We start from the raw sequence: 21,553 nt of genomic DNA, 5'->3' as shown, positions 1-21,553 counted from the left end.
AAATGTCAAACTGCTACTGTCACCCCGGCAGAGCCGGGGGATTACCTGGTTTATTCATGCGCGATACCAGAGGCAAACTCGCCGATCGCCGCCAGTCGCCCCTGCTCCGCCAGGCGCGCGGTGCGCCCAACCCCCTGAGTGAGCAGTTGCGTGATGTTGCCAAGCAGCCGCCGGCGTGCGGCGCCGAAACCCTCAGGATCCCGAGTCGCAAAGACCACGACCGCTGGAATCGGCGTCTGTGATTGTGGCGTCAGCGGCAGGAAGATCGCATCGCACATCCCGAGCCCAACCAGGTGGCGAAGGAGTTCATAGGCCGGGTTCTCACTGGCGCGCTCGACCATCGCCTCGACATAGAGCGGCGTCTCGTCGGCCAACACGCGTTCGAGCAGCGTCCCCTGCAACCGATAGAGGCGCTGATCGCCGGGCTGCGGCGACCCATCGAGCCAGCTGGTCTCGACCCGGGCGCTGGCACGACGATCGTCAGCGTGGCGATGACGACGGCAAGGGTGCCTTGGGTCATCACCCGATACTCGCGCTCGGCCCAGTTGCGTAACGCCTCGGCGAAGGATTCAACCGCGCTGTTCAGCCGATTGTGAGTATCGATCACCTGTTCTGCGGCCCATTCCAGACGCGGCTCGTCCTCATCCTCACCGAGAGCTGAAAACAATTCCGCGCGCCAATCATCCCAAGTCTGCTCGAGCGCGTTGACCGTCACCTCGGCCATGGTCAATCGAGGGCGAGTCGAAGAGGGTTCCTTGTACACCGCCCAGATCATGCAACATTTGGACGTCGCTGGCGACGTTGACGAGCAAGCGTCGAAGTCCCTGACCCCGAATCCGTTCCTCAAGTTGCTCCCGAAGCAGCTATGTCTGCACGGTTAAACGCTCGGTGTTCGCCTAATCGTGGATGAAGACTGCGGAGGTAGTCCGCTCGCCCATCGCCGGCGCGAGTTTCCAGCCACTCGCGCCGATAGAGGCAGTCGAGGCGCACCTCAATCACGGACTGGAGCATCCCAGACCAGCTGCAAGACCTGGCTGTCACTGACGCCACGGCTGACCTCGCACTCATCACAGATGGCACGCACCGGGCGCTGCCTACAACCTTGGCAGCGTCGCACCAGCGCTTGAGCCCGGGCGAGGTCGCGCCGTTGTGTTTCGATCGCCGCGACCTGATCAGCGAGGGTCTGATCCATGGCCCTGAGCCGCGCGAGAACCTCGCTGCTGGCCGCATCACCCGTCTCACTCTGCGGACGAATGGCCGTCAACGCGGCCAGTTCCTGCAACGAGAAGCCTGAACCCGCCAGGGCCAGCGCGGCGGCGAAGCGAGCGACATCAGCCGCGTCGTAGAGGCGTGTCCCGCCCGCCGTGCGCCGCGGCTGCACTAGCCCCTGCTCTTCGTAGAAACGCAAGGTGCGCACGGTCGTACCAAGCTGCTTAGCAATCGTGCCGATCTTCATCCTGGACGCAACCTGCTTAAAACGACAGCATCAAAGGTCAACGAAGTGTGCGGACACGCCCTGCTTGCGGATCACGGCCAAGAGCTGTTGCGATGTCGCTCGCAGATGGTCATGAGAGACAAACAGCAGATGCGGCTTGCGCGAGGGCTCTAAGCGGGTGTCGCTACCCAGGGCCGCCTTGAGCTGGCTGTTCAGCGCCGTCCGCGCGGCCTGGTCTAGCGGTTGTTCGGTGTGCAGGAGGCGTTTGGGTGACATGGTCGATCTCCGGTTTCGTGGAGCGCATAATCTAACGCCAACGTAATATAATAAGCAACCCTGTCTGATCATCAACGCCACTGGCGGCCTTGCCGCTAGGCTTGGGCGTTGCCAGACGGTCTCAGTCCGGTGCCTTCTCGATTTGAGCGCGACCCACGCTGATCAGCACCCGACTCAGACATACAGCGGAGCCATACGCCGCCAATAGTAACCACTGTGAGCGCGCTCATCCCATTCGTGCAGCGCATGCCAGACGCCCTTCTCCCAGAGGATGCGGCTGATGTGGCGGTTGTTGTCGAGGAAAGGGTCATCGCGTCCGATGACCAGCACGATATCCATCCGCCGCAAGGCTTCGAGGCGCCAACCGTTGAGACCCGGCAGGTACTGCGCTGGCGAGTGATAGTAGATCGCCTCGTTGCGGTAACCGTCGAGCAGATCGCGGAAGCAGTCGACATTGAGCGTAGGATCGTAACGCCCGGAGAAGGCGCTGAGCTTCTGGAACAGGTGCGGATGCCGAAAGGCGATATTGGCCGCGTGGAAGGCGCCGAAGCTGCAGCCATGGGCGATGGTGCAGGGATGGCCGTTCTTGTTCGCCATCAGCGGCAGCACCTCGTTGAGGATGTAATCCTCGAAGGCCTGATGGCGTTGGATGCGACCTTCGGGATGCGCCCAGTCGCAGTAGAAGCTTTCCCAGTCGAGGCTATCAACGCAGTAGAGCTGCAGTTGACCGGCCTCGAGCTTGTGCCGCAGCGCTTCGGTGATGCGCAGATGTTCGTATTCGTAGAAGCGTCCGTCTCGGGTGGGAAAGACCAGCACCTTGGCCCCAGCATGGCCAAACACCAGCAGTTCCATATCGCGACCGAGATGGGGACTATGCCAGCGGTGATACTCGCGATTCATCGTCGCAAAAGAACCTCGTCAAGGCGTCGAGCAGGTTGTGTTCCTGAGCGATGCGTGCCGGATTCTCGGCATGGCCGGTGGCCAACACGAACAGCTGCTTGGGACCTGCGAGCGCGTTGTAGATGGCGAACTGGGTCGGCGGCGCCACGGACGGATCGAACAAGGCCGCCGCAACATGCATCGGCTGCCGGATGAAACGGGCCGCCGAGCCGGCATCGTAATACGCCAAGGTTTCCAACAGGTGACCATGCTCACGGGCGAAACGCTGCTGCGAGGCAGCCGAGCCGGTGGTGGGCAATTGCAGGCGCAGGGGCTGGTGACCGAAGGTCGGTACATTCAGATGCGCGCTGCGAATGCGCCGATCCCAAGGCAGGGCCAGCGCGCCGATGCCGCCGCCAAAGCTGATACCCAGGTAGCTGATGCAGCCGCTGAGCTGGGGGAATCGGATCAGTAGCGCAGAGACTGCGACCCAGAGGTCTTGGACGCAGCCGCCGATGATGTAGCGATCCGGTTTGTCGACGTCGTGCAGCACATGCCAGTTCGGGTCGTCGGAGATCGGGGCGCGGCGACTGCGACCGATACCACGGAAACAGGGCACCAGATAGACGGCATCGGCGCAGGGTAGCGGGAAGTCGGGTTGCTCGATGCCACCGTAGCCGTGACCGACGACAAAACCGCGCTGCGGCGAACCATGCTCGGGCTCGAGCAGCCAACCGCCGATGCTGATCCCATCAGTTGAGCGATAGCGGCCATCCCAGACGCGCATTCCCGGGCGTTGATAGGCAGAGGGTTCGAGCTTCAATGCGGGGTCGATCTCCAGTGCGTGCCGGTACCTCAGTGTCCAGAAGTCGGTAAAATCCTCGGGCGCCCGTGGCGGCAGCACCGCCAAGAGTCCGTCGAGATCGTAGCCGTAGGTCGGATCGAAGGGATCAGGATGCGTCATCGTGGCACCTCAGCGCACTGTCTTGCATGGCCAGCCCGAGTAGGTCATTGTCGTCCGCTTTAGCTCTTCGAGCAGGCAAGCGATGCTGTCGAACTGCCGGTACTGTGCATGGCGTCACCTCTGGCCAAACTCTATCTCGATACCGGACTCCTTCCCGCCTGAGATCGCTAACCAACTTCTGAGCGACGAAAGCCTGCTGGTATGATGGGTCAGGTGGATGCGGATCATCCGCACCCCATCGCCCAGCAGGAGATCAGCCCATGATCCAGTCAGTCAGGCCCCGCAGCAACGGCCAGTCCGAGCCGCCGGACCTCGAGGCCCTGGTCAGTTCCTTTGTCGGCCGGTTCCACAATGCGCCAGGCAAGCGGCCGATCAAGCTCATCATCGCCGTCGTCATCGGGCTCGCCCTGATCTGGGGGCTGTTGTCGTCCTGGTACACGGTCCAGCCGGAGGAGCGCGCTGTGGTCAAGCGCTTCGGTGCCGTGATCGGCATCAATGATCCGGGCCTGCACTTCAAGATCCCGTTCGGGATCGATACGGTACAGTTCGTCGCTACCGAGCGGGTGTTGAAACAGGAGTTCGGCTTCCGCACCACCGGCACCGGAGAGGGCGGGCGCACCACCTACAGCCCCCAGCAGTTCGAGGATGAATCCCTGATGCTGACCGGCGATCTCAACATGATCGACGTCGAATGGGTGGTGCAATACCGCATCAGCGACCCGATCAAATTCCTCTATCAGATGCGCGAACCGACCCGCACGCTGCGCGATATCTCGGAGTCGGTGATGCGGCGCATCGTCGGCAACATGCTCGGTTCCGAGGTGCTGACGGTCGGGCGCGTCGAGATCCAGCAAAAGGCCGGCGAGGAGATCCAGGCGCTGATGGATGCCTATGATGCCGGGATCAGGATCAACACCGTCGAGATGCAGGACGTGGTGCCGCCACCGGCGGTGCAGCCGGCCTTCAACGAGGTCAATGAGGCCCGCCAGGAGCGCGAGCGGATGATCAACGAGGCGCAGAAGCGCGTGAATCAGGAGATCCCGAACGCCGAGGGGGCGGCGCTGCGCACCGTCGCCGAGGCCGAGGGCTACGCGACCGAGCGGGTCAATCGCGCTGAGGGCGAGAGTGCGCGCTTCTCGGCGGTGCTCGCAGAGTATCAGCAGGCGCCGGCCGTGACCCGCTCGCGGCTGTATCTCGAAACCCTGAACGAGGTGTTGCCCAGGATCGGCCAGGTGCTGGTGGTGCAGGACGGCCAGATGAGCCCGCTGCCCTTGCTCGACCTCAATCGCCCAACCCAGGCAACCCCATCGACGACCGGAGGTGACCAATGAAAGCGATCCTGATCGTCGTTGCGGCGCTGCTGCTAGTCGCTGCCAGTGCCTCGATGCTTTACACGGTAGATGAGGCCGATCAGGCCATCATCGTGCAGTTTGGCCAACCCATTGGTGGCGTGATCACGGAACCTGGTCTGAAGGTCAAGCTGCCCTGGCAGAACGTGCGTTATTTCGACAAGCGTCTCTTGGTCTGGGATGGCGATGTGACCCAAATCCCGACTCTGGGCCGGGAGTTCATCCTGGTGGATACCACCGCACGCTGGCGCATCGCCGATCCGCTGTTGTTCCTGACCAGTGTCCGCGACGAGGCCGGCGCTCGCACGCGCCTCGATGACATCATCGACTCGGTGGTGCGCGACATGGTCTCATCTACCGAGCTGGAGGAGATCGTGCGTTCCAAGGACTGGGAGGTCAATGTCGAGGACCTTGAGGACCCGACCCTGGCCGAGCGCAGCGATGTCAATCTGGAGAAGCAGCCCAAGCTCGGCCGGGAGTTGCTGGAGCAGGAGATCCTGACCCGCGCCCGTGCCTCGATGCCAGCACTCGGCATCGAACTCGACGACGTGCGCATCAAGCGCGTGAACTACATCGACTCGGTGCGCCAGCAGGTCGAGCAGCGCATGATCGCCGAGCGCCAGTCCATCGCCGAACGCTTCCGCTCGGAGGGTCGTGGTCGCAGCCAGGAGATCCTCGGCAACATGGAACGGGACCTACGCCGTATCCGCTCGGTCGCCGCGCGCGAGGCCGAGGAGATCCGCGGTGACGCGGACGCCGAGGCGACGCGCATCTATGGCGTCGCCTTTGGCGCCGATCCCGAGTTCTACTCCTTCTTCCGCACGCTGGAGAGCTACCAGGCCCTCGGTGCCAACAGCACCCTGATGCTGCGCGCGGACTCCGACTTCTTCCGCTATTTGGAGCAATCCCAGGGGCTGGAGCAGCCCCAGGGCCCGGAGCGACCCCAGGGGGTGGAGCCGGAATAACCCGAACGACGACGACGGTTCGTTCACCGACGCCGGCGCCGGCACCGAACCCTATCTTGGTCGCTCTAGATCCCCTCCGGCACGGCGGCGACCCCAGCCGGCGGCAGCGCCTTCAACATCAAGGCCAAGTCCCTGCGCCTGGGCGACTTCAGCGCCGAGGAGACCCGCACCCTGCTGCTGGAGCACACCCGAGAGACCGGGCAGGTGTTCACCCCGGAGGCGCTGGAGCAGGTCTGGGAACTGACCCAGGGCCAACCCTGGTTGGTCAATGCGCTGGCCTATCGCGCCTGCTTCGAGCTGCGCGCGGGTCGCGACCGCACCCAACCGATCACGCGAGCGCTGATCGATCAGGCCAAGGAGCAGATGATCCTCGAGCGCGTGACGCATCTCGATCAGCTCGCCCATAAGCTGCAAGAACCGCACGTGCGCCGCGTGATCGAGCCGATGCTCGCCGGGACTGCGCTCGGCGATGTGCCCGATGACGACATTCAGTATCTGCTCGATCTGGGCTTGTTGCGCCTGCAAGACGGTGGCCTGAGCGTGGCCAATCCGCTCTTCTAGCGGGGTTAGGGCTGGACGGTCTTGCGCGGTTCCTCGCTGGTCGCTGCGAACTCGGCGGCACTGACGACACCGCTTGCGAGCAGGCTGAACAGGAGCAGCGCAAACCAAGACCATATTCGATGGCGACTCGGCGCGGCCCGGCGCCTTGGGTTGTCGACAGGTGTTCGACGATGGTCCATGCCTCCAGTGACGGGATCTGGGCGCCGTTGAGGATGCGCATCCGCAGCACGCTGAGCTGCCAGCCGAGCCATGTATGGCGCGCAGTGGCAATAACCTCTGGGGCGTGGCAGCTCAGACAATGGGCCTCGACGAGACGTTCGCCCTCCGGCTTGCGCTCAGCTGCGGCGGCCAGCTCGGCCTGGCGGTGTGCCTGCTCGGCGGCGCGCTCGCGGCCGGATAAGCCGGCTCAAGCCTCGGTCTTGAGCCGATGCGAGGGTGGCGCCGGTGGGGTCATGGCTGCCACGCCCATGGTCCTGTCACGCGCCTCCTCGGGGATAGCGATGTGGTTGCTCGGCAGGCCATCGGCGGCGAGGCGGGCGCGAATGATGACCAGATCCTCCTCGCCAAGCTCGCGCCCAGCGTACTGGCTGCGCAGGCGGGCAATCTCCGGATCGAGACCGCTGTCCTCGGTCCGCGCGGACAGGTCCTCACCGACCTCGTGCCTAACCGCCGCCTCCAGCACGCGCGCGAGATGCAGGTAGGGGTTGGCGACCAGCCCGAAGCGGTTGCTCGCGGCCGCCAGCTCGGCGCGAAACGGCCCGACCCAGTGGACAACGAACTGAGACAGGATCTCCTCGGCGCGCATCGGTGGCTCAGCATGGCGGGATCGCTCAGCTCGGAGGGGCAGCTCAGCGCCGACGGCCGGCTCACCGCCGGACTGCGCCTCCGCCGTAAACAGCCAGGCCACCAGCTCGAGCTGTGCGCTCAGGTGGTCCGACAGATCATGGAATTCGCCCTGTCGCTCGAGTCCACAGCGGGCATAACAGCGCTCCAGCATCGTCAGGCTGCCGCCCGCGAGGGCGCCATCCAGATAGGTGCCGGTGTTGAGGCTCGGATGGTGATCACCCGGCACCAGAAACAGCCGCGAATATAGGACCAAAAGGTGCTCGGCATCGGCGATGCTGGCGATCGACTCTCGGTAATCCGCCAGCGCCGGTTCGAGAGGACAACCGAGCTGTGCGCCCAGGTCTTCCAGATCCAACGGCAGATCGTCGCGAAGGGCCGCCAAGAACCCCGAGTTGCCAGGAGTGGTGAAGGCCCGCGCCAGGCAGAGGTAGAGATCGGCCTTGGCGAGGGCAATAGGATCATCGGTCATTACAGTCATTCCCTCTCATGTGTCTCACTGTCCAAGCAGGCGTTGATCGCCTGCACTCTGCTCATGTCAAACTTTCACCCTCTCCCCTCTCCCCTCCAACTTCTCACTTCTCCCAAGCCCAAGCCCAAGCTTCAGCTCGCCGAAGGCATTGACGGCGTTGGAGAGGAAGATCGCCACTAGCAGCAAGAGCCAGCCGGTCGCGGAGGGGATGTAGTTGAGCAGATCCGGCGCCCAGGAGCCCTTGAACATGGGCACCAACTGACCGCCGATAATGTATTCGTAGCGGGCGATCAGCAGCGCGTTCATCACCAGCAGCGAGGCGATGATCTGAGCGGCGGGATGGGTGCGCGTCCGAGGCACCATCAAGAGCACCAGCGGCAGCAGCAGGCCGACGAAGATCTCGAGATAAAGCAGCGGCGAGCTGGCCATGTGCTGCCAGACCTGCAAGCCCTCGGCGTTGCCATAGAGGCCGCTGCTCAGGCGCGCCACCACGAACAGCAGATGGATGAAGATCGCCAGCGACAACAGCATCGGCAGGCGGGTATCGAACAGTCGCCGCAGGTCGGCTGGCATCCACCTTGGGTTGAAGGCGTAGGCGAGGTAGCTGAAGAAGTAGATGAAGGCCAACCCGCCGAGCAGTGCCTCAAAGATAAAGGCCACCGGGATGTCGCCAGAGGCCCAGAAGGCGCGAAAGCTCTGCGAGCCATAGACGACACCGGCGATGGCGGTCACGCTCAATGCCAGGGCCAGCGTGACCAGCGCAAACGGACGCAATGACTGCAGGGTCCAGTTCGTTCTCAGCAACTGATAGAGCAACACTAGCAGCGAGAGCACGTAGAAACTCACTGCCATCACCTTCCAGTACAGTGGCGAGCTGAACGCGAAGCTGAACGGGATCGCCCAGAGCGCTCGCAGCGGATGGCCGAGTTCGAGCATCAGCACCACCACACCACCGAGCAGTCCGGCCAACGCCAGCCAGACCGTTCGTCGCAGCACTGGCCGAAAGTCCTCGGCGCCGGTGACGATGGCGAGGCCCGCCACCATCGCCAAACCGGTCGATGTCAACAGAAAATAGTCGTAAATAACGATCGGCAGGCCCCAGAAGAGGCCCAGATTCGTTGTATTGAAGACGGCGTGACCCTCTGTGACCAGGTTGGCGAGGGTGATACCACCAGCGATCAGGAGTCCGATCAGCGCGATGATCAGGATCGCCAGACGCTTGTTCGCCAGGTCTTGCGCCTGATCATGGGTTGCCAGGGTTTGGGGCTGCGTGTTGTTCATTGGAATTCACCTCAGGGATCAGGCGGAGCGGCTGGTTGTCTCCGGAGTCTCCTCCGGTGCGGGTGCTGCGGCCATGCTGCGCAGTGACGGCACCGAGGCCGCCGCACCGCCGGAGAGGTAATAGACCTGCGGCTTGTTGCCGGTCTCGTCCTTCAGACGCGTCCCGCGCTTGTCGGCGATCAGCTTGTTGACGTAGCTGCCCGGGTGGTCCAGATCGCCGAAAAAGCGCGCCTTGGGGGGACAGACCCGCACGCAGGCGGGCACGTGCTCCTTGAGTTCCGGGACGTCCTCATCTAGGTCGATCGCGTCGGCCGGGGCCTTGCTCACCTTGTGGTGACAGAAGGTGCACTTGGACACCACGCCGTGCGGCTGGATGCCAATGCCACGACTGGGATCATCCTGCGGGCCCTTATAGGGTGGATTCCAGACCTGCGCGTTGTCGCTCGGGAACACCTCGCGGATGTCCGGCTGGATGACTGCCTTCTCGTCCATGTAGAAGCGCACGCCATAGGGACAGGCGACCTGGCAGTACTTGCAGCCGATACACTTGTTCCAGTCCACCAGCACAAAGCCGCCCTCCGGGTCTTTATAGGTGGCCTTGGTCGGGCATACCGAGACACAGGAAGGGTTCTCACAATGCATGCAGGGACGCGGAAACCACTTCATGCTGACGTTCGGATAGGTGCCCTCGGTGTAGAACAGCACGTCTTGCCAGTTCTCTCCCGGCAGACGGCTGTTCTCCATCGTGCAGGCGGTGGTGCAGGCCTGACAGCCGGTGCACTTGTCGAGGTCGATGACCATTCCCCACTTTGCCATGTTGGTTGCTCCTCCGGCTTAGACCCGCTCGATGCGGACCTTGGTGGTGTAGTAGCTGCACTGCCCGGTGATGCGGTCGGACAGGTTCACCGTGACCTCACCACAGTGCCCGGGCATGCGACCCTTGGCCCAGCGGCCCTGAGCCCAGTGTCCGTGCTCCATTGGGAACACCAGGGTATCCGGGCGCACGCCCTCGAAGTACTTGCAGTGACCCTCGATGCTGCCGACGTCGGAGCTGATGCGTACACGATCGCCGTGGTTGATGCTGCGGGACCTGGCCGTCTCGGGGTTGATCTCGATGTAGACCTGCTCGCGCCCGCCCAGGGTCGGCTGCAGGTGGGTGATCGCCACTGGCAGGTTGGCGCCGCGACCCTCGGCATGCAGGGCGACCTTCGGCGTGACGAGATAGAGATCGCCGCCGCCGGGGTGCATGGGCTCCTCCCAGTGCGGGAACATGAGTTTGGACCGATCGCGCCCGGTCTTGGCGGCGATCCAATCGGCCTTGTCCTCCAGCCACGAGGAGCGAAACTCGAACTTGCCGGACTCGGTCTTGAAGAGGTTCTCCTTCACGTCCTCGGCGGACATCAACCGGTTGTAGCCGCCGCCGTCCCACTCGAAGAACTCGCCATTGATCTGCTGCCAGTAGTAGGGCTTCTTGTACCAAACGCCCTGCTCCTTCCAGCTCTCGAAGGAGTTGACGCCGTTGTCGCCCGGGTCCTGCTCGAAGCCCTTGGCGAGGTGGCGCAGGACGTTCTCGCTGTCACCGAGGGCCTGGTAGTACTCGCCCATGGGCCCGTTGATGCGCTTGCCGATCTCGATCAGGGTGTCGCCGTAATACTTGGTGTCATAGAGCGGCTCGATCGCCGGGACGCGCAGCTGCGCCATCGGGAAGCCTTGGAATGGATAGGTCGGTGCATCCTGCAGCCGCTCCAGATAGGTGTGATCGGGCAGGACCAGGTCGGCGAACATCGCCGTCTCGCCCGGGAAGGGCGAGGTATCGATGACGAATAGCTCGGCCATGGCCTCTTCCCAGATCTGGCCGTTGGGTGCGGTCCAGATCGGGTTGCTCAGGTAGAACATCACCGTATCGAGCTTGTACGGCTTACCCGCCAGCGAGTTGGGCCCGAGTTCCTGGAGCATGTTGTTGGCCAACAGATAGCCGTCCTCGTTGCCCTTGAGGTCGATGCGCGGCTGGTCCTTCCAGGGGCCGTTGCTGGCGTAGTCGTCGAGGTAGTCCTCGGCGCTGACTGGCATCGCGCCGTAGGAGGGCCCCATTTGGTACATCAGTCCGCCCTTGGCGAACAGGGAGCCGACCAGGGCGTTGAGGCTGTGCACCGCCGTGCCGTTGAGGATGCCGTTGGAGTGGGCATGCACGCCGCGCTCGAACAGCGCGATCGCCGGGCGGGTGGTGCCGAACTCGCGCGCGGTGGCGAGGATATCGCGCTCGTTCAGCGTGGTGACGCCTGCGGCCCAGGCCGGGGTGCGATCCTTCAGCTCGATGTTCCACCAGTCCACCAGGCCCTTGACCCACTTCTCTTCGAAGTCGAACGGGTCCACCGTCCGGCCGGCCTGGAAGCGGTTCTCGCCGTCGTAGAAGTCGCCGACGAAGGATTTCTCCCATAGCCCCTCGGTGAGGATGACGTGGGCGATAGCCAGCGCTAGCGCCCCATCGGTCCCGGGCTTGATCAGCAGTGCTCGGTCGGCACCGGCCAGCGTGGTGTTCATGTGCACGTCGACCGCGGTGATGCGCGTCTTCGGCACCTTCTCGCCGCGGATGTAGCCCCACACCTGCATATTGTTGTTATAGGGCCGGAACGCCTCAAGGAAACCGACGCCGAACATCAACAGCATGTTGCTGTTCTTGTAGTCGTAGGCGCTGTAGGAGGCGTTGCCGTCGGTGGCCCGTTTCGACAGGATGCTGCCGTCCGAGCACATTGAGGAGTGGCCGATAGCGACGTTGGGCGAGCCATAGAGTTCGCCGAAGGTCCCCTGCAACCCGGCATCGGAGGCGCCCCAGCCGCGGCCGTAGACCAGCGCGAAGCGGTGGCTCTCGCCCTGGTCGCGCAGCGTATTCAGCCGCTGGGCGACGGTGTCCAAGGCCTCGTCCCAGGAGATCGGCACGAAGCCCGGATCCTGATCGCGGCCCTTCTTGGGGTTGGTCCGCTTCATCGGCCCCTTGAAGCGGTCCGGGTCGTAGAGGATGTAGGTGCCGAGCGGGCCCTTGGGGCAAAGCTTGCCGTTGGAGATCGGATGGTCCGAGGTGCCATAGATGGCATGCACCCGGCCGTCGGTGGTGTAGACATCGATGCCGCAGCGCGCCGGGCACTGGTGGCAGATGTTCTTGGTGATGCGGGTCTCCGGAGCGGCATCGCTACTCGCCGACGTCTGCGCCGCGCTCGGCTGCAGGGTCGTGAACAGGCCGCCACCGAGTCCGGCGGCACCCAGGGCGCCAGCCGCGCCGCTGGCTTGCAGGAATCGCCGCCGTGAAACCGGGGCTTGGGTGATCTCCATCGCTTTCTCCTGGAGTGGTTTGTCATTGCGGGGGGTTCTGAACACCCCTCGTCGTCGTTGTCCGCTTGGCGGCGGTGCCAAGCTCAAATGGTCAAGCGTCTGCGGGCCTGGCCGCGAACAGCGTCTGGAACGCGGAGCGCGCGAAGTCCTGGTCGCGCGCGCAGGCTGGGCAGAGCAGCGTTTCGCCGGTCGTTTTGCTCGTGTCGGCGCTCGGCCTGTCGGAACCAGGTCTCTCTTTGTCGGCCTCGGCGCTCGTCCCGTTGGTGTCTGGCGTGTCAGGGTCGGCCTCGGCGACCGGGATGTCAGCGCCGCAGGCTGAGCAGGTATGGGTGCTGAATCGAGTCAGGGTTTGCGCTGCTGTTGCCAACGCACCGCTGCCGAGATCGCGCGTCCCCAGGGACCGCAGCTCGATCGCCTGTTCCGGGCAGAGCCGGACACAGAGACCGCAGGCGCTGCAGGCGCTGGGGTTGAAACGATGGCCCTGCTCGCCTTCGCGGCGATAGCGGCTGAGCGCGTCGCTCGGACAGGCGCTGGCGCAGAGGCCATGGTGGGCGCAGGCATCCGTGATCGCGAGCGCGGGAAATAGGTGCGCGGGCACCTGCTGCGCTGGCGCCAGCCGAAGCAGCGCGGCCAGTCGGCGCGGCTGTTCCGGCAGCGAGTTGCGGTGCCAATCCAGCCCCATGCCCTCGCTCGCCGGCGGCGCTTGATCTTGGCGCGACACCTGGTCTTGGCGCGGACCCTGCTCGTGGCCCCTCGGCACTGGAGGACTTGGAAGGTCGGCGCGGCGTCCGGTACGCCCAGTGAAGAACGCGCGCCGGCTGAGGCGAGTCTCCAGCAACGGTTCCGGACGACCTAGGGACGCAGGCTCGGCCCCCCGGAGGCTGCCCTTACCGCCGCCCTGTGCATCGGACGCAGCGATCAAACGCGGCCAAAGGTTCTGATTCAGCCCTATCCCATCGAGCAAGCGCGTGGTCTCGTCCAGGCACCAGCGGGCTGGATGGAATGCGTGAGCGCCCTCGCCCAACTGACCATCGTGGCCACCCGAGCAACCATGGTGGCCAAGTCTATCGGCGGGCACCTGACCGGCGGTATGAACGGTCGACCGATCTCCATGACCAAGTCCGTGCTCGGACGCCTGCCCGGCCCAGTGACCAATCGCCAAATCACCAATCGATTGACTCGCCGCATCAAGGACTGTCGGACCCGACGGACAGGCGCCACAAAGACCGCGATCCAGCAGATGCACTGGCCGACCCGCCGCGTCCGCGACCAGCTCCAGCAACCAAGCGGGCGAGAGTCCGCCGAGACAGGGCACCCGCAGCCCGTCGGCTGGCGTCAGACTCGATGCGACCCGCCAGCAATCGAGGGTCACCGGTGCTGTTGTGTTGTTAGCCGCAGGCAGCCGGTCTGGGTTTATACCCAGGCCGAACCCCGGGCCGAAACAGGGGACCGCCAGGGCTTCGGTCGGACAGCGCGTGACACATTGGCCGCAGTCGGTGCAGCCCGATGCCAGTCGTGGTCCCTGTGGGGTCGGGATCAAGGCGTCGCTGGGGCAGGCGTCGGCGCAGCGTTGGCAGGCGAACGCGGGAAAGCGTCGCGGCAGACAGGCATCGGCACGAAAACGCAGCCGCACATCGCTACCCATGGCGACACCTTTGTTCGTTTATCACCCTTTTGGCCTCTCTATTCATCCGCCGGTCGCATTCATATGGCGAAAGATGATTGGCTTTCCCGCGAGGTCGAAGTCATGCCCCCGGGGCTTGATCGCCATCGACTTGATGATGGCTTGCTTCACCGCCTCATCGTCGAGCGGGTTTGCCCGCAGCGCGCGCCGCAGGTCGGCGCGGTCATGGTCGCCGATCAGCCCGAGGGGCATCTCTTCGATGTCACGCCGGCCTCGCGCAGCTGGGTGGCGAAACGCGGCAGCTGGGTGCCATTGGTGGTCAGCGTGAGATCATTTAGCCCCGGCAGCTGGCCCAATCGCTGAAACAGGCTCAGCAGGTCACGACGCACCAGAGGCTCCCCCCCGGTGATGCGCAGCTTGGTCACCCCCAGCTCCGTGAAACAGCGCCCGAGCCTTGCGATCTCCTCAAGCGTCAGCAGCTGCGCCCTTGGCAAGAAGCGCATGTCCTCGGCCATGCAGTAGACACAGCGCAGATCGCAGCGGTCGGTGACCGAGAGCCGAACATAGTTGACCTGGCGGCCGAAGCGATCGATGAGGACGGGAGAGCCGGATGCTTCGGTCATGGGCAGGTTAGACATCGGTGACAAGCTGCTGAAGAAGCTGTTTTAGCCATACTGTTCCGCACAGGCGATCGACCCCACAGTCGACAGCCTATGAGCAAAGGTCATGCCCAGACATCCAATGGAATAGAATCAACCGCTTGGCAGCATGGGCGTCACGCATGGGTAACAGCGTCGGCGAAACACCGTTACCAAAAGGTAACGCCACCCCGGAGACTGATCCGATGACAGCATGCTCACGCCGCTCCTTTATTAAACGCCTCCTAGCCCTCGCCCCCGTGCTACACAATCCGGCGTTGGCTCGCCCTGCAGCCAACCATGGCGGCTGCGACGAGGCGCTTCGTTTCGGCGTCACGCCAGTGATCCTGGACAGCCAGGTCGGCTTCCTGAATCGTTGGAGCGCCTGGCTGTCGACGCAGCTCGGCTGCCCGGTGGAGCTGGTCCAACGCACCCGCTACCAGGACATCGTCGACCTCCTGCTCCGCGAGCAGCTCCACCTGGCCTGGATCTGCGGCTATCCCTATGTGCAACAGCAGGGCCAGTTTGAACTCCTCGCGGTGCCACACTGGCATGGCCAGCCGCTTTATCGCTCCCAGATCATCGTCTCGAGCACATCGCCCCTGCAGCGCCTGGAGGACCTGCGGGGAGGTCTCTTTGCCTGGACCGATCCGCTGTCGAACTCCGGCTGGCTCTATCCACACTTCTTGCTGCAAGAGAGAGGCCTGGAGACGAACCGATTCTTCCGCCGCAGCATCTTCACCTGGGGCCATGCACGCAGCGTACAGGCCGTTGCGGATGGCTTGGTCGATGCCGCCGCCGTGGACAGTTACGTGCGCGAGACCCTGCTGTTGCACAAGCCAGCGCTGGCGCAAGCGACTCGAGTCATCGAGCGCTCGCCTTGGTTTGGCTTCCCGCCCATCGTCGCTGGTCCCGCGCTGGAGGCTGGGCAACGCAGCGCAATCCGCGCCACGCTGCTCGGGCAATCCAGCAACCCGGCGGGCCAAGCCGTATTGGCCGACTTGAACCTTGACGGGTTCTCGAGCGAAGACCCGCAGCTCTATGCCGAGATCGCCGCCATGGCCGAACAGCTTCAGCTCCGTCCTCAGGCATGAGCCCGCTATTCACCGGCCCTGCCATTACGGCCGCCAGCCTGCATGTACTCCGCCCAGAGCCATGAGCCAGCTGTTCGCCAGTTATCGCGTCCGGGTGCCGCTTGCGCTCAGCATCGCCGCTGTCAGCACCGCAACCCTGATGGCGCTAGCACTGGGCTTGCAGACGCTGCACAACCTGCGTGAGGACCAAGGCCGCAACGTCCAGCAGCTGGGCCATGCCATGGCTGGCCTGCTGGTGAACGCCCTGCGCCAGGATGACGTATGGCTTGCCTATTCCCTGCTCCGGGGACCGGATGGCGCCGATCGCCAGATCACCTGGGTGCTGGCGGATGCACAGGGGCGCGTGTTCGCGAGCAACCGCCCGCACCGCTACCGCCTCGACCAGCCGCTCGCGCAGGCACTGCCCGCAGCCGACTCCGCCGCTGACGCCTCGCCGGGCAGCGAGCCGAACATTTGGCCAAGCCGACCTGATACCGCGCCAGACAGCGGGCCAGATAACCGGCTAGTTTTGCAGGCAGCTAGCCAACCAGCTACTGATCGGGAAGCCAGCTTGGCCTCTCGCTCAGTCGGCAGCCTCTCGGCAGCGACCGACCTGGGCATGCAGGTGCTCGCACTGCAGGACGATACCGCCATCCGGCGCCTGGTCCATCTGCCGCTCGACAGCGCGGGAACGCACGTCGGCGATCTCTTCGCGGTGCTCTCCGATCGGCCCTTTCTGGCCCGCTTCTACGACATCCTGCTCGGCGGCATCTTGGTCACCGGAGCGGTGTTGGCACTGCTTTTACCCGTCGGCTGGCTCTGGGGGCGACGCATGGTGACACCGCTGACTCGGCTCGCGGACTGCATGCGGCGGGTCGAGCGCGAAGATCCGCGCACCCTGGAGTGCCCGGTCCCGACCGGTGAGGACGAGATCGGCCAGCTCGGACAGCGGTTCGCCGCCATGCTGAGCGCGCTGTCAGAGCAGGCTGCGCTCGAGCGCCGGGTGCTGCAGGCCGAGCGCTTGGCTGCGGTCGGCCGGGTCGCGGCGGGCGTTGCCCATGAGATCAACAACCCCCTGGGCGGCATGTTGATGGCCATCGATACCTATCGAAGCCAAGACATCGGGGACGCCCGCAGCAACCGACTGCTGGACCTGCTCGATCGTGGTCTGCAGCAGATCCAAGGGACGGTCGCGGCGCTGCTGGTCGAGGCGCGGGCCGACAACCGCACCCTGTCGGCGAACGATGTCGAGGATGTGCGAACCCTGGTCGAGCCGCAACTGACGCGCTGCGGGACAGCAGTCACCTGGGTCATCCACATGAACAGGGCCAGCACGTTGCCGGCCACGCCGGTGCGCCAACTGCTGCTGAACCTGGTCTTGAACGCGCTCAACGCCGCCGGCGAGACTGGATCGGCCGCAGTGCGGATCAACACCAACGCGGATCAACTGCACATCAGCGTTGAGAATCGCGGACAGCCGCTGCCGCCAGAACGACTCGAGCATCTGTTCGAGCCATTCGCGGCCCCCCTCGGCACAACCCAGGGGCTAGGACTCTGGGTCTGCTACCAGATCGTCTCTCAGCTGCACGGCAGCATCGAGGTCGATGCCCAGGGCGCGCGTACCCGCGTCGAGGTCCAACTTCCACTGCACCCGAACACCACTGATGACTAGACTCTGCCTGATCGAAGACGACCCGATCATGGGTGAGGCGCTGAGCCAGCGTCTTGAACTCGAGGGCTTCGCGGTCGACTGGCAGCGCAATGGTACCAGCGGTCTCACGGCGCTGCTCGGGGGTGGGCCGGCGCTGGCCGTGATCGACATCAATCTGCCCGACCTCTCCGGGATCGAGCTGTTCGAGCGGCTCTTGGCCGCGACTGCCGACCCGCCCCGCTGCCTGTTCATCACCGGCTACGGCACCATCGACGACGCCGTCCGGCTACTCAAGCTTGGCGCCGCCGACTATCTGACCAAGCCACTCAACCCAGCACAGCTGATCACACGCCTGCGCGCGCTGACGCCGGCTCGGCACCGGCGATACGGCGACGACCCTTGCCTTGGGCTGTCGCCCGCGATGCAGCGCATCGAGATCGAGCTGGAACGGGCCGCACGGCATCCGGAATCGCCGGTATTGATCCGCGGCGAATCTGGGGTCGGTAAAGAGGTGGTCGCCCAGCGGCTGCACCAGCTGCAATGCCCGCAGGCGCCCTTCGTCGCGATCAACTGCGCGGCCCTGCCCGAGGGCATGATCGAATCGGAGCTGTTCGGTCACGAGAAAGGGGCCTTTACCGGCGCCGCTACAAGGCGCGAGGGGGTCTTCGAGCGCGCCGGCAAGGGGCTGTTGTTCCTCGATGAGATCGGCGACATGCCGATACCGCTGCAGCCGCGACTGCTGCGCGTGATTCAGCAGCGGCGACTGATCCGCCTCGGCGGTGACCAGGAGTTCGAGATCGCCGCCCGGCTGGTCTTCGCGACCCATCAGGATCTCGAGGACTTGGTGCATGGTGGCCGGTTTCGTGAAGACCTCTATTATCGGATCAACGTCCTCGAGATCCTGATCCCACCGCTGCGCGAGCGCCCGGAGGATATCCTCTGGCTCGCCGAGCGCTTCGTTGCCGACTTCGGACGCCGGTTCCCAGACGAGCAACGCGCTCTAACCGCCGAGGATCGCGGCCGGCTGCTGCGCTATCACTGGCCTGGTAACGTCCGTGAGCTGCAGCACCTGCTGGAGCGCGCCTGCATCATGGGCGAAGGCGCGCAGCTCGCGCTCAGACTGCCGGGCGCAGCTGAGCGAGAGACAACGACCGGTGTGGCTGGACTCAAGGCCCACGCCCGTGCCGGCGAGCGCGCCGCGATCTTGGCCGCGCTCGAGGATCAGGAGCGCAATGTGACTGCTGCTGCGGCTGCACTGGGAGTCAGCCGCAAGACGCTGTGGCAAAAGATGAAGCGCTATGGGATCTCGCGTTGAGGGGTTAACGCCTTGGATGGCCCAGGCAAGCAGATGCGCCAGATGCTCACAGCGCGGACCGACCATCTCCGCGACCAGCAGACGACCGTTGCGCTGCGCCGCGTAGAGGCGCAACAGCCCGCGATCCGGCCTTGCTCGGCGGCGCGCTGCAGATTCGCGATGTGGCCATCGACATCGCGCGCGAGATAGATCGATAGGCGATCGACGCGTCGCGTCTGCGGGTCATGGATGGGCACCCCCTGCGCGTCCAGCGTGACACCCAGTCGGTCTAGGCGCAATCGCGCCAGATTGGGGCGGCGAACCAGCGCGAGGAACAGCTTGTCGACGCGCGCCTCGGCTTCACCGCGACGCTTCGAGAGCGCAATCAGCAGCCGCGCTGGTACCATGCCGGCCTTAACCCGATACCGCCACCGCAGAGGCAACAGGCAACATGGAGATGACAGGCAAGATCACACAGGTACTGCCAGAGAAGAACGGCACCTCGGCGCGCGGCCCCTGGCGCAAGCAGGAGTATGTGCTCGAACTCCCCGGCGATTTTCCGAAGCAGGTCTGCTTCATGATCTGGGGCGATCGCATCGACCAGTTCGGCATCCACGAGGGCCAAGAGCTGACCGTGAGCTTCGACCTCGAGAGCCGGGAGTACAACGGCCGCTGGTACACCGACGTGAAGGCCTGGCGCGTGGCACCGGCCGGCAGTGGTGCGCCGGGTGATGATCGCATCCGCGATGAACCACCCCCCTTCGATGACGAGCCGCCGTTCTGAGTGCTGGAGAGCGATGGCCGCTTGCTGCCGCCACCGCTATCGCTAGACCTGCGCCAGCGCCGCCGAGGGGCGGGCCGCGCGCTCCCCATCCTGCCCCAATGCTGGCGCTTTCTTGCATTCACGCCAGCGCTTTCTTTAAGCTGCTCACATGAACGAGCGCCCTATGCGGGCGGCATCATGAAAACCCCGCTGGAAACCCAGCTTCAAACCGTCGCAGCGCTGAGGAGACCTCAGACGCACCTCGAGCCGACTCAACGACACGAGTGATCTATGTCTCAACAACAGCCCATCAGTCAAACGCTGCCGACAGGGGTGATGCTCAACGCCTACCCCGATAGCATCGGCGGCCGGCTCTCCGACATCGTCGCCGTGCTGAAGCGACCGGAGTTCAAAGACACCTTTTCTTTGTTCTACATCCTGCCGACCTTCTTCAACAGCGACCTCGATCGCGGCTTCTCGATCATCGACTACGGCCTCAACGAGGAGCTGGTCACGCCCGAGGATCTCGCCGAGCTGCATAAGCTCAACATCAACTTCAAGCTCGATCTGGTGCTGAACCACCTCTCGGTGCAGTCGCATCAGTTTCAGGACCTGATCGAGCACGGCAATGAGTCCTCGTACAAGGACTTTTTCGTCGACTGGAACGAATTCTGGCATGAGCATGGCACCGAGGGTCCGGATGGAAACATCATCCCGACCGAGGAGTACCTGCAAAAGCTGTTCATGCGCAAGCCCGGGCTGCCGATCCTCAAGGTGCGCTTCCCAGACGGCTCGGATCGCCTGTACTGGAACACCTTCTACCAGGACGTCAGCTACAAGGAACTCAAGCCCGAGGATCTCGCCGAGGTCGAGGGTATCTCTGCGGACGATGCCCCGGCGGTTGTCTCGCTCGTCAACCAGGCCATCGCGGCCAAGACCGATCCGGCGGCGATCGAACTCGACGGCTATGCCGAGCACAAGGATGCGATCCTCAGCGTGATCGAGCGCAAGCGCCAGTATCTCGGACAGATGGATCTCAACGCCCGCTCCGAGCAGGTCTGGAGCTTCTACGAGGAGACTCTGAAACGGCTGCGCGACTATGGTGCCAAGATCATCCGCCTGGATGCCTTCGCCTATCTCCATAAGGTCCCGGGCGAACCCAACTTCTTCAACCGCCCCGGCACCTGGGATTATCTCGAACGGCTGAAGCGCATCGCCGACGCCAACGACCTCATCGTCTTCCCCGAGATCCACGCCGAATACGGCACGGGGCTGCATGAAGAGGTCGCGAGCAAGGGCTTCCCGATCTACGACTTCTTCTTCCCCGGCCTGGTCATCGATGCACTCGAGCGCGGCTCCAACCAGGCCCTGCTGCGCTGGATCGACGAGATTCGGACCAAGGGCCTGCAGACCATCAATATGCTCGGCTGCCACGACGGCATCCCCTTACTGGACCTGCGCGGCAAGGCCGCAGCCGGCAGCTTCCGCGAAGGGCTGCTGGATGAGGAGCAGATCGAGGCGACCATGGCCCGCGTCACCGAGCGCGGCGGACGGGTGAAGAACCTCTATGGGCCGGATGGGCGCAAGATCGCTTACTACCAGATCAACGCCACCTTCTTCAGCGCCCTCGGCGAGGACGAGCAGAAGCTGCTGATGGCGCGCGCCATCCAGCTGTTCATGCCGGGCATCCCGCAGATCTGGTATCTGGATCTGTTCGCCGGCAAGAACGACTACGAAGCCGCCGACCGGGGCGGCGCCGCCGGCCATAAGGAGATCAATCGCACCAATCTCTCGCTCGAGGACGTCGAGGCGGGGCTCAAGCGGCTGGTCGTGCGCGACCAGCTCAAGTTGCTGCAACTGCGTAACACCTGCCCCGCTTTCTGCGGCGATTTCGAGGTTCATCCCACTGACGAGCACCACCTGCGCATCAGTTGGCACAACGGCGACAGCCTGGCGACGCTGGAGGCGGATCTGCGCAACAGCAGCTTCCATATCGCGGCTAGTGACGGCAAGGGCGACGAGCAACGGCTCTCGTTCGAGCGCTGAGGTCAGGGCCGGACGCCGACGAGCAAGAGGCAGGGACGCCAACACCCCCCATGCTCGGCGACTCCGCATGACTCGCCGACTCGGCGCCTGTCAAGGACGACGCAGCCATTTA

At 64.3% G+C, this 21,553-nt stretch carries 22 protein-coding genes and 1 pseudogene; 9 read left to right on the top strand and 14 right to left on the bottom strand.

Annotation, left to right across the window (positions count from 1 at the left end; all coding sequences use genetic code 11):
* Positions 1-50: 50 nt before the first annotated feature.
* The 5 genes from AC54T3_RS07770 to AC54T3_RS07750 form a co-directional block, all read right to left on the bottom strand.
* A complete protein-coding gene (locus AC54T3_RS07770) occupies positions 51-374 on the bottom strand; it encodes a hypothetical protein (RefSeq protein ID WP_496623753.1) in 324 nt (107 codons plus the stop codon).
* Between the two features lie 617 nt (positions 375-991).
* Positions 992-1,456: a MerR family transcriptional regulator gene (locus tag AC54T3_RS07765; protein ID WP_496623752.1), complete on the bottom strand. Its 465-nt coding sequence runs from the start codon at positions 1,454-1,456 to the stop codon at positions 992-994.
* Between the two features lie 30 nt (positions 1,457-1,486).
* Positions 1,487-1,711 (bottom strand): hypothetical protein, encoded by a 225-nt coding sequence (locus AC54T3_RS07760; RefSeq protein ID WP_496623751.1) that lies wholly within the window; start codon positions 1,709-1,711, stop codon positions 1,487-1,489.
* A 174-nt stretch (positions 1,712-1,885) separates the two neighbouring features.
* Positions 1,886-2,611 (bottom strand): esterase family protein, encoded by a 726-nt coding sequence (locus AC54T3_RS07755; RefSeq protein WP_496623750.1) that lies wholly within the window; start codon positions 2,609-2,611, stop codon positions 1,886-1,888.
* Positions 2,583-3,554 (bottom strand): acetylxylan esterase, encoded by a 972-nt coding sequence (locus AC54T3_RS07750; protein WP_496623748.1) that lies wholly within the window; start codon positions 3,552-3,554, stop codon positions 2,583-2,585. Before AC54T3_RS07750 ends, AC54T3_RS07755 begins: the two co-directional genes overlap by 29 nt.
* Before the next feature lie 260 nt (positions 3,555-3,814).
* Between AC54T3_RS07750 and hflK the strand changes: the two genes are divergently transcribed.
* The 3 genes from hflK to AC54T3_RS07735 all read left to right on the top strand — a co-directional run bounded on the left by hflK (position 3,815) and on the right by AC54T3_RS07735 (position 6,429).
* A complete protein-coding gene (gene hflK, locus AC54T3_RS07745; protein WP_496623747.1) occupies positions 3,815-4,885 on the top strand; it encodes an FtsH protease activity modulator HflK in 1,071 nt (356 codons plus the stop codon).
* On the top strand, positions 4,882-5,868 hold the full coding sequence (gene hflC / locus AC54T3_RS07740) for a protease modulator HflC (protein WP_496623745.1): 987 nt from the start codon (positions 4,882-4,884) through the stop codon (positions 5,866-5,868). Before hflK ends, hflC begins: the two co-directional genes overlap by 4 nt.
* A 204-nt stretch (positions 5,869-6,072) precedes the next feature.
* Positions 6,073-6,429 carry a hypothetical protein gene (locus AC54T3_RS07735; RefSeq protein WP_496623743.1) on the top strand — a complete coding sequence of 119 codons (357 nt, stop codon included), beginning with the start codon at positions 6,073-6,075 and terminating at the stop codon, positions 6,427-6,429.
* Between the two features lie 187 nt (positions 6,430-6,616).
* Here AC54T3_RS07735 and AC54T3_RS07730 read toward each other — a convergent pair.
* Positions 6,617-6,700: pseudogene (locus tag AC54T3_RS07730) on the bottom strand (hypothetical protein); the annotation flags it as partial.
* Here AC54T3_RS07730 and AC54T3_RS07725 point away from each other — a divergent pair.
* Positions 6,683-6,829 carry a hypothetical protein gene (locus tag AC54T3_RS07725; protein WP_496623741.1) on the top strand — a complete coding sequence of 49 codons (147 nt, stop codon included), beginning with the start codon at positions 6,683-6,685 and terminating at the stop codon, positions 6,827-6,829. The pseudogene AC54T3_RS07730 and the gene AC54T3_RS07725 overlap by 18 nt on opposite strands.
* A gap of 6 nt (positions 6,830-6,835) precedes the next feature.
* Here the strand turns inward: AC54T3_RS07725 and AC54T3_RS07720 are convergent, their stop codons facing one another.
* The 7 genes from AC54T3_RS07720 to AC54T3_RS07690 all read right to left on the bottom strand — a co-directional run bounded on the left by AC54T3_RS07720 (position 6,836) and on the right by AC54T3_RS07690 (position 14,614).
* Positions 6,836-7,744, bottom strand: coding sequence for a TorD/DmsD family molecular chaperone (locus tag AC54T3_RS07720; protein WP_496623739.1), 909 nt, complete (start codon positions 7,742-7,744; stop codon positions 6,836-6,838).
* Between the two features lie 66 nt (positions 7,745-7,810).
* The gene (gene nrfD, locus AC54T3_RS07715; protein ID WP_496623737.1) at positions 7,811-9,025 is read right to left on the bottom strand and encodes an NrfD/PsrC family molybdoenzyme membrane anchor subunit; all 1,215 of its coding nucleotides are present in this window, start codon (positions 9,023-9,025) and stop codon (positions 7,811-7,813) included.
* 18 nt (positions 9,026-9,043) lie between these two features.
* Positions 9,044-9,841 carry a 4Fe-4S dicluster domain-containing protein gene (locus AC54T3_RS07710; RefSeq protein ID WP_496623736.1) on the bottom strand — a complete coding sequence of 266 codons (798 nt, stop codon included), beginning with the start codon at positions 9,839-9,841 and terminating at the stop codon, positions 9,044-9,046.
* A gap of 18 nt (positions 9,842-9,859) precedes the next feature.
* Complete coding sequence (locus AC54T3_RS07705; protein WP_496623734.1) at positions 9,860-12,352, bottom strand: molybdopterin-dependent oxidoreductase; 2,493 nt, start codon at positions 12,350-12,352, stop codon at positions 9,860-9,862.
* A 91-nt stretch (positions 12,353-12,443) separates the two neighbouring features.
* Entirely contained in the window at positions 12,444-13,997 is a 1,554-nt protein-coding gene (locus AC54T3_RS07700) for a 4Fe-4S binding protein (protein WP_496623733.1), read from the bottom strand.
* A gap of 42 nt (positions 13,998-14,039) precedes the next feature.
* The gene (locus AC54T3_RS07695; RefSeq protein ID WP_496623731.1) at positions 14,040-14,228 is read right to left on the bottom strand and encodes a hypothetical protein; all 189 of its coding nucleotides are present in this window, start codon (positions 14,226-14,228) and stop codon (positions 14,040-14,042) included.
* Positions 14,213-14,614 carry a radical SAM protein gene (locus AC54T3_RS07690; RefSeq protein WP_496623729.1) on the bottom strand — a complete coding sequence of 134 codons (402 nt, stop codon included), beginning with the start codon at positions 14,612-14,614 and terminating at the stop codon, positions 14,213-14,215. The genes AC54T3_RS07695 and AC54T3_RS07690 overlap by 16 nt, the downstream gene beginning before the upstream one ends.
* Positions 14,615-14,820: 206 nt before the next feature.
* Here AC54T3_RS07690 and AC54T3_RS07685 point away from each other — a divergent pair, with 206 nt between their 5' ends.
* From AC54T3_RS07685 to AC54T3_RS07675, 3 genes are all read left to right on the top strand, one after another.
* Positions 14,821-15,708, top strand: a complete 888-nt coding sequence (locus AC54T3_RS07685; RefSeq protein ID WP_496623727.1) for a substrate-binding domain-containing protein — start codon at positions 14,821-14,823, stop codon at positions 15,706-15,708.
* A 61-nt stretch (positions 15,709-15,769) separates the two neighbouring features.
* Complete coding sequence (locus AC54T3_RS07680; protein ID WP_496623725.1) at positions 15,770-17,359, top strand: sensor histidine kinase; 1,590 nt, start codon at positions 15,770-15,772, stop codon at positions 17,357-17,359.
* The gene (locus tag AC54T3_RS07675; protein ID WP_496623723.1) at positions 17,352-18,653 is read left to right on the top strand and encodes a sigma-54-dependent transcriptional regulator; all 1,302 of its coding nucleotides are present in this window, start codon (positions 17,352-17,354) and stop codon (positions 18,651-18,653) included. The genes AC54T3_RS07680 and AC54T3_RS07675 overlap by 8 nt, the downstream gene beginning before the upstream one ends.
* Here AC54T3_RS07675 and AC54T3_RS07670 read toward each other — a convergent pair.
* Positions 18,635-19,039: a hypothetical protein gene (locus AC54T3_RS07670; RefSeq protein ID WP_496623722.1), complete on the bottom strand. Its 405-nt coding sequence runs from the start codon at positions 19,037-19,039 to the stop codon at positions 18,635-18,637. The genes AC54T3_RS07675 and AC54T3_RS07670 overlap by 19 nt on opposite strands.
* Positions 19,040-19,089: 50 nt before the next feature.
* On the opposite strand from AC54T3_RS07670, the gene AC54T3_RS07665 reads away from it, so the two are divergent.
* Complete coding sequence (locus tag AC54T3_RS07665; protein WP_496623721.1) at positions 19,090-19,416, top strand: DUF3127 domain-containing protein; 327 nt, start codon at positions 19,090-19,092, stop codon at positions 19,414-19,416.
* A gap of 270 nt (positions 19,417-19,686) precedes the next feature.
* Entirely contained in the window at positions 19,687-21,441 is a 1,755-nt protein-coding gene (locus AC54T3_RS07660) for an alpha-amylase family glycosyl hydrolase (RefSeq protein WP_496623719.1), read from the top strand.
* Positions 21,442-21,553: the final 112 nt, after the last annotated feature.

Source organism: Halochromatium sp. NSM3 (assembly GCF_059621085.1).
The sequence above is the reverse complement of the archived record's forward strand: the minus strand, read 5'-3'. Positions and strand labels throughout refer to the sequence as shown.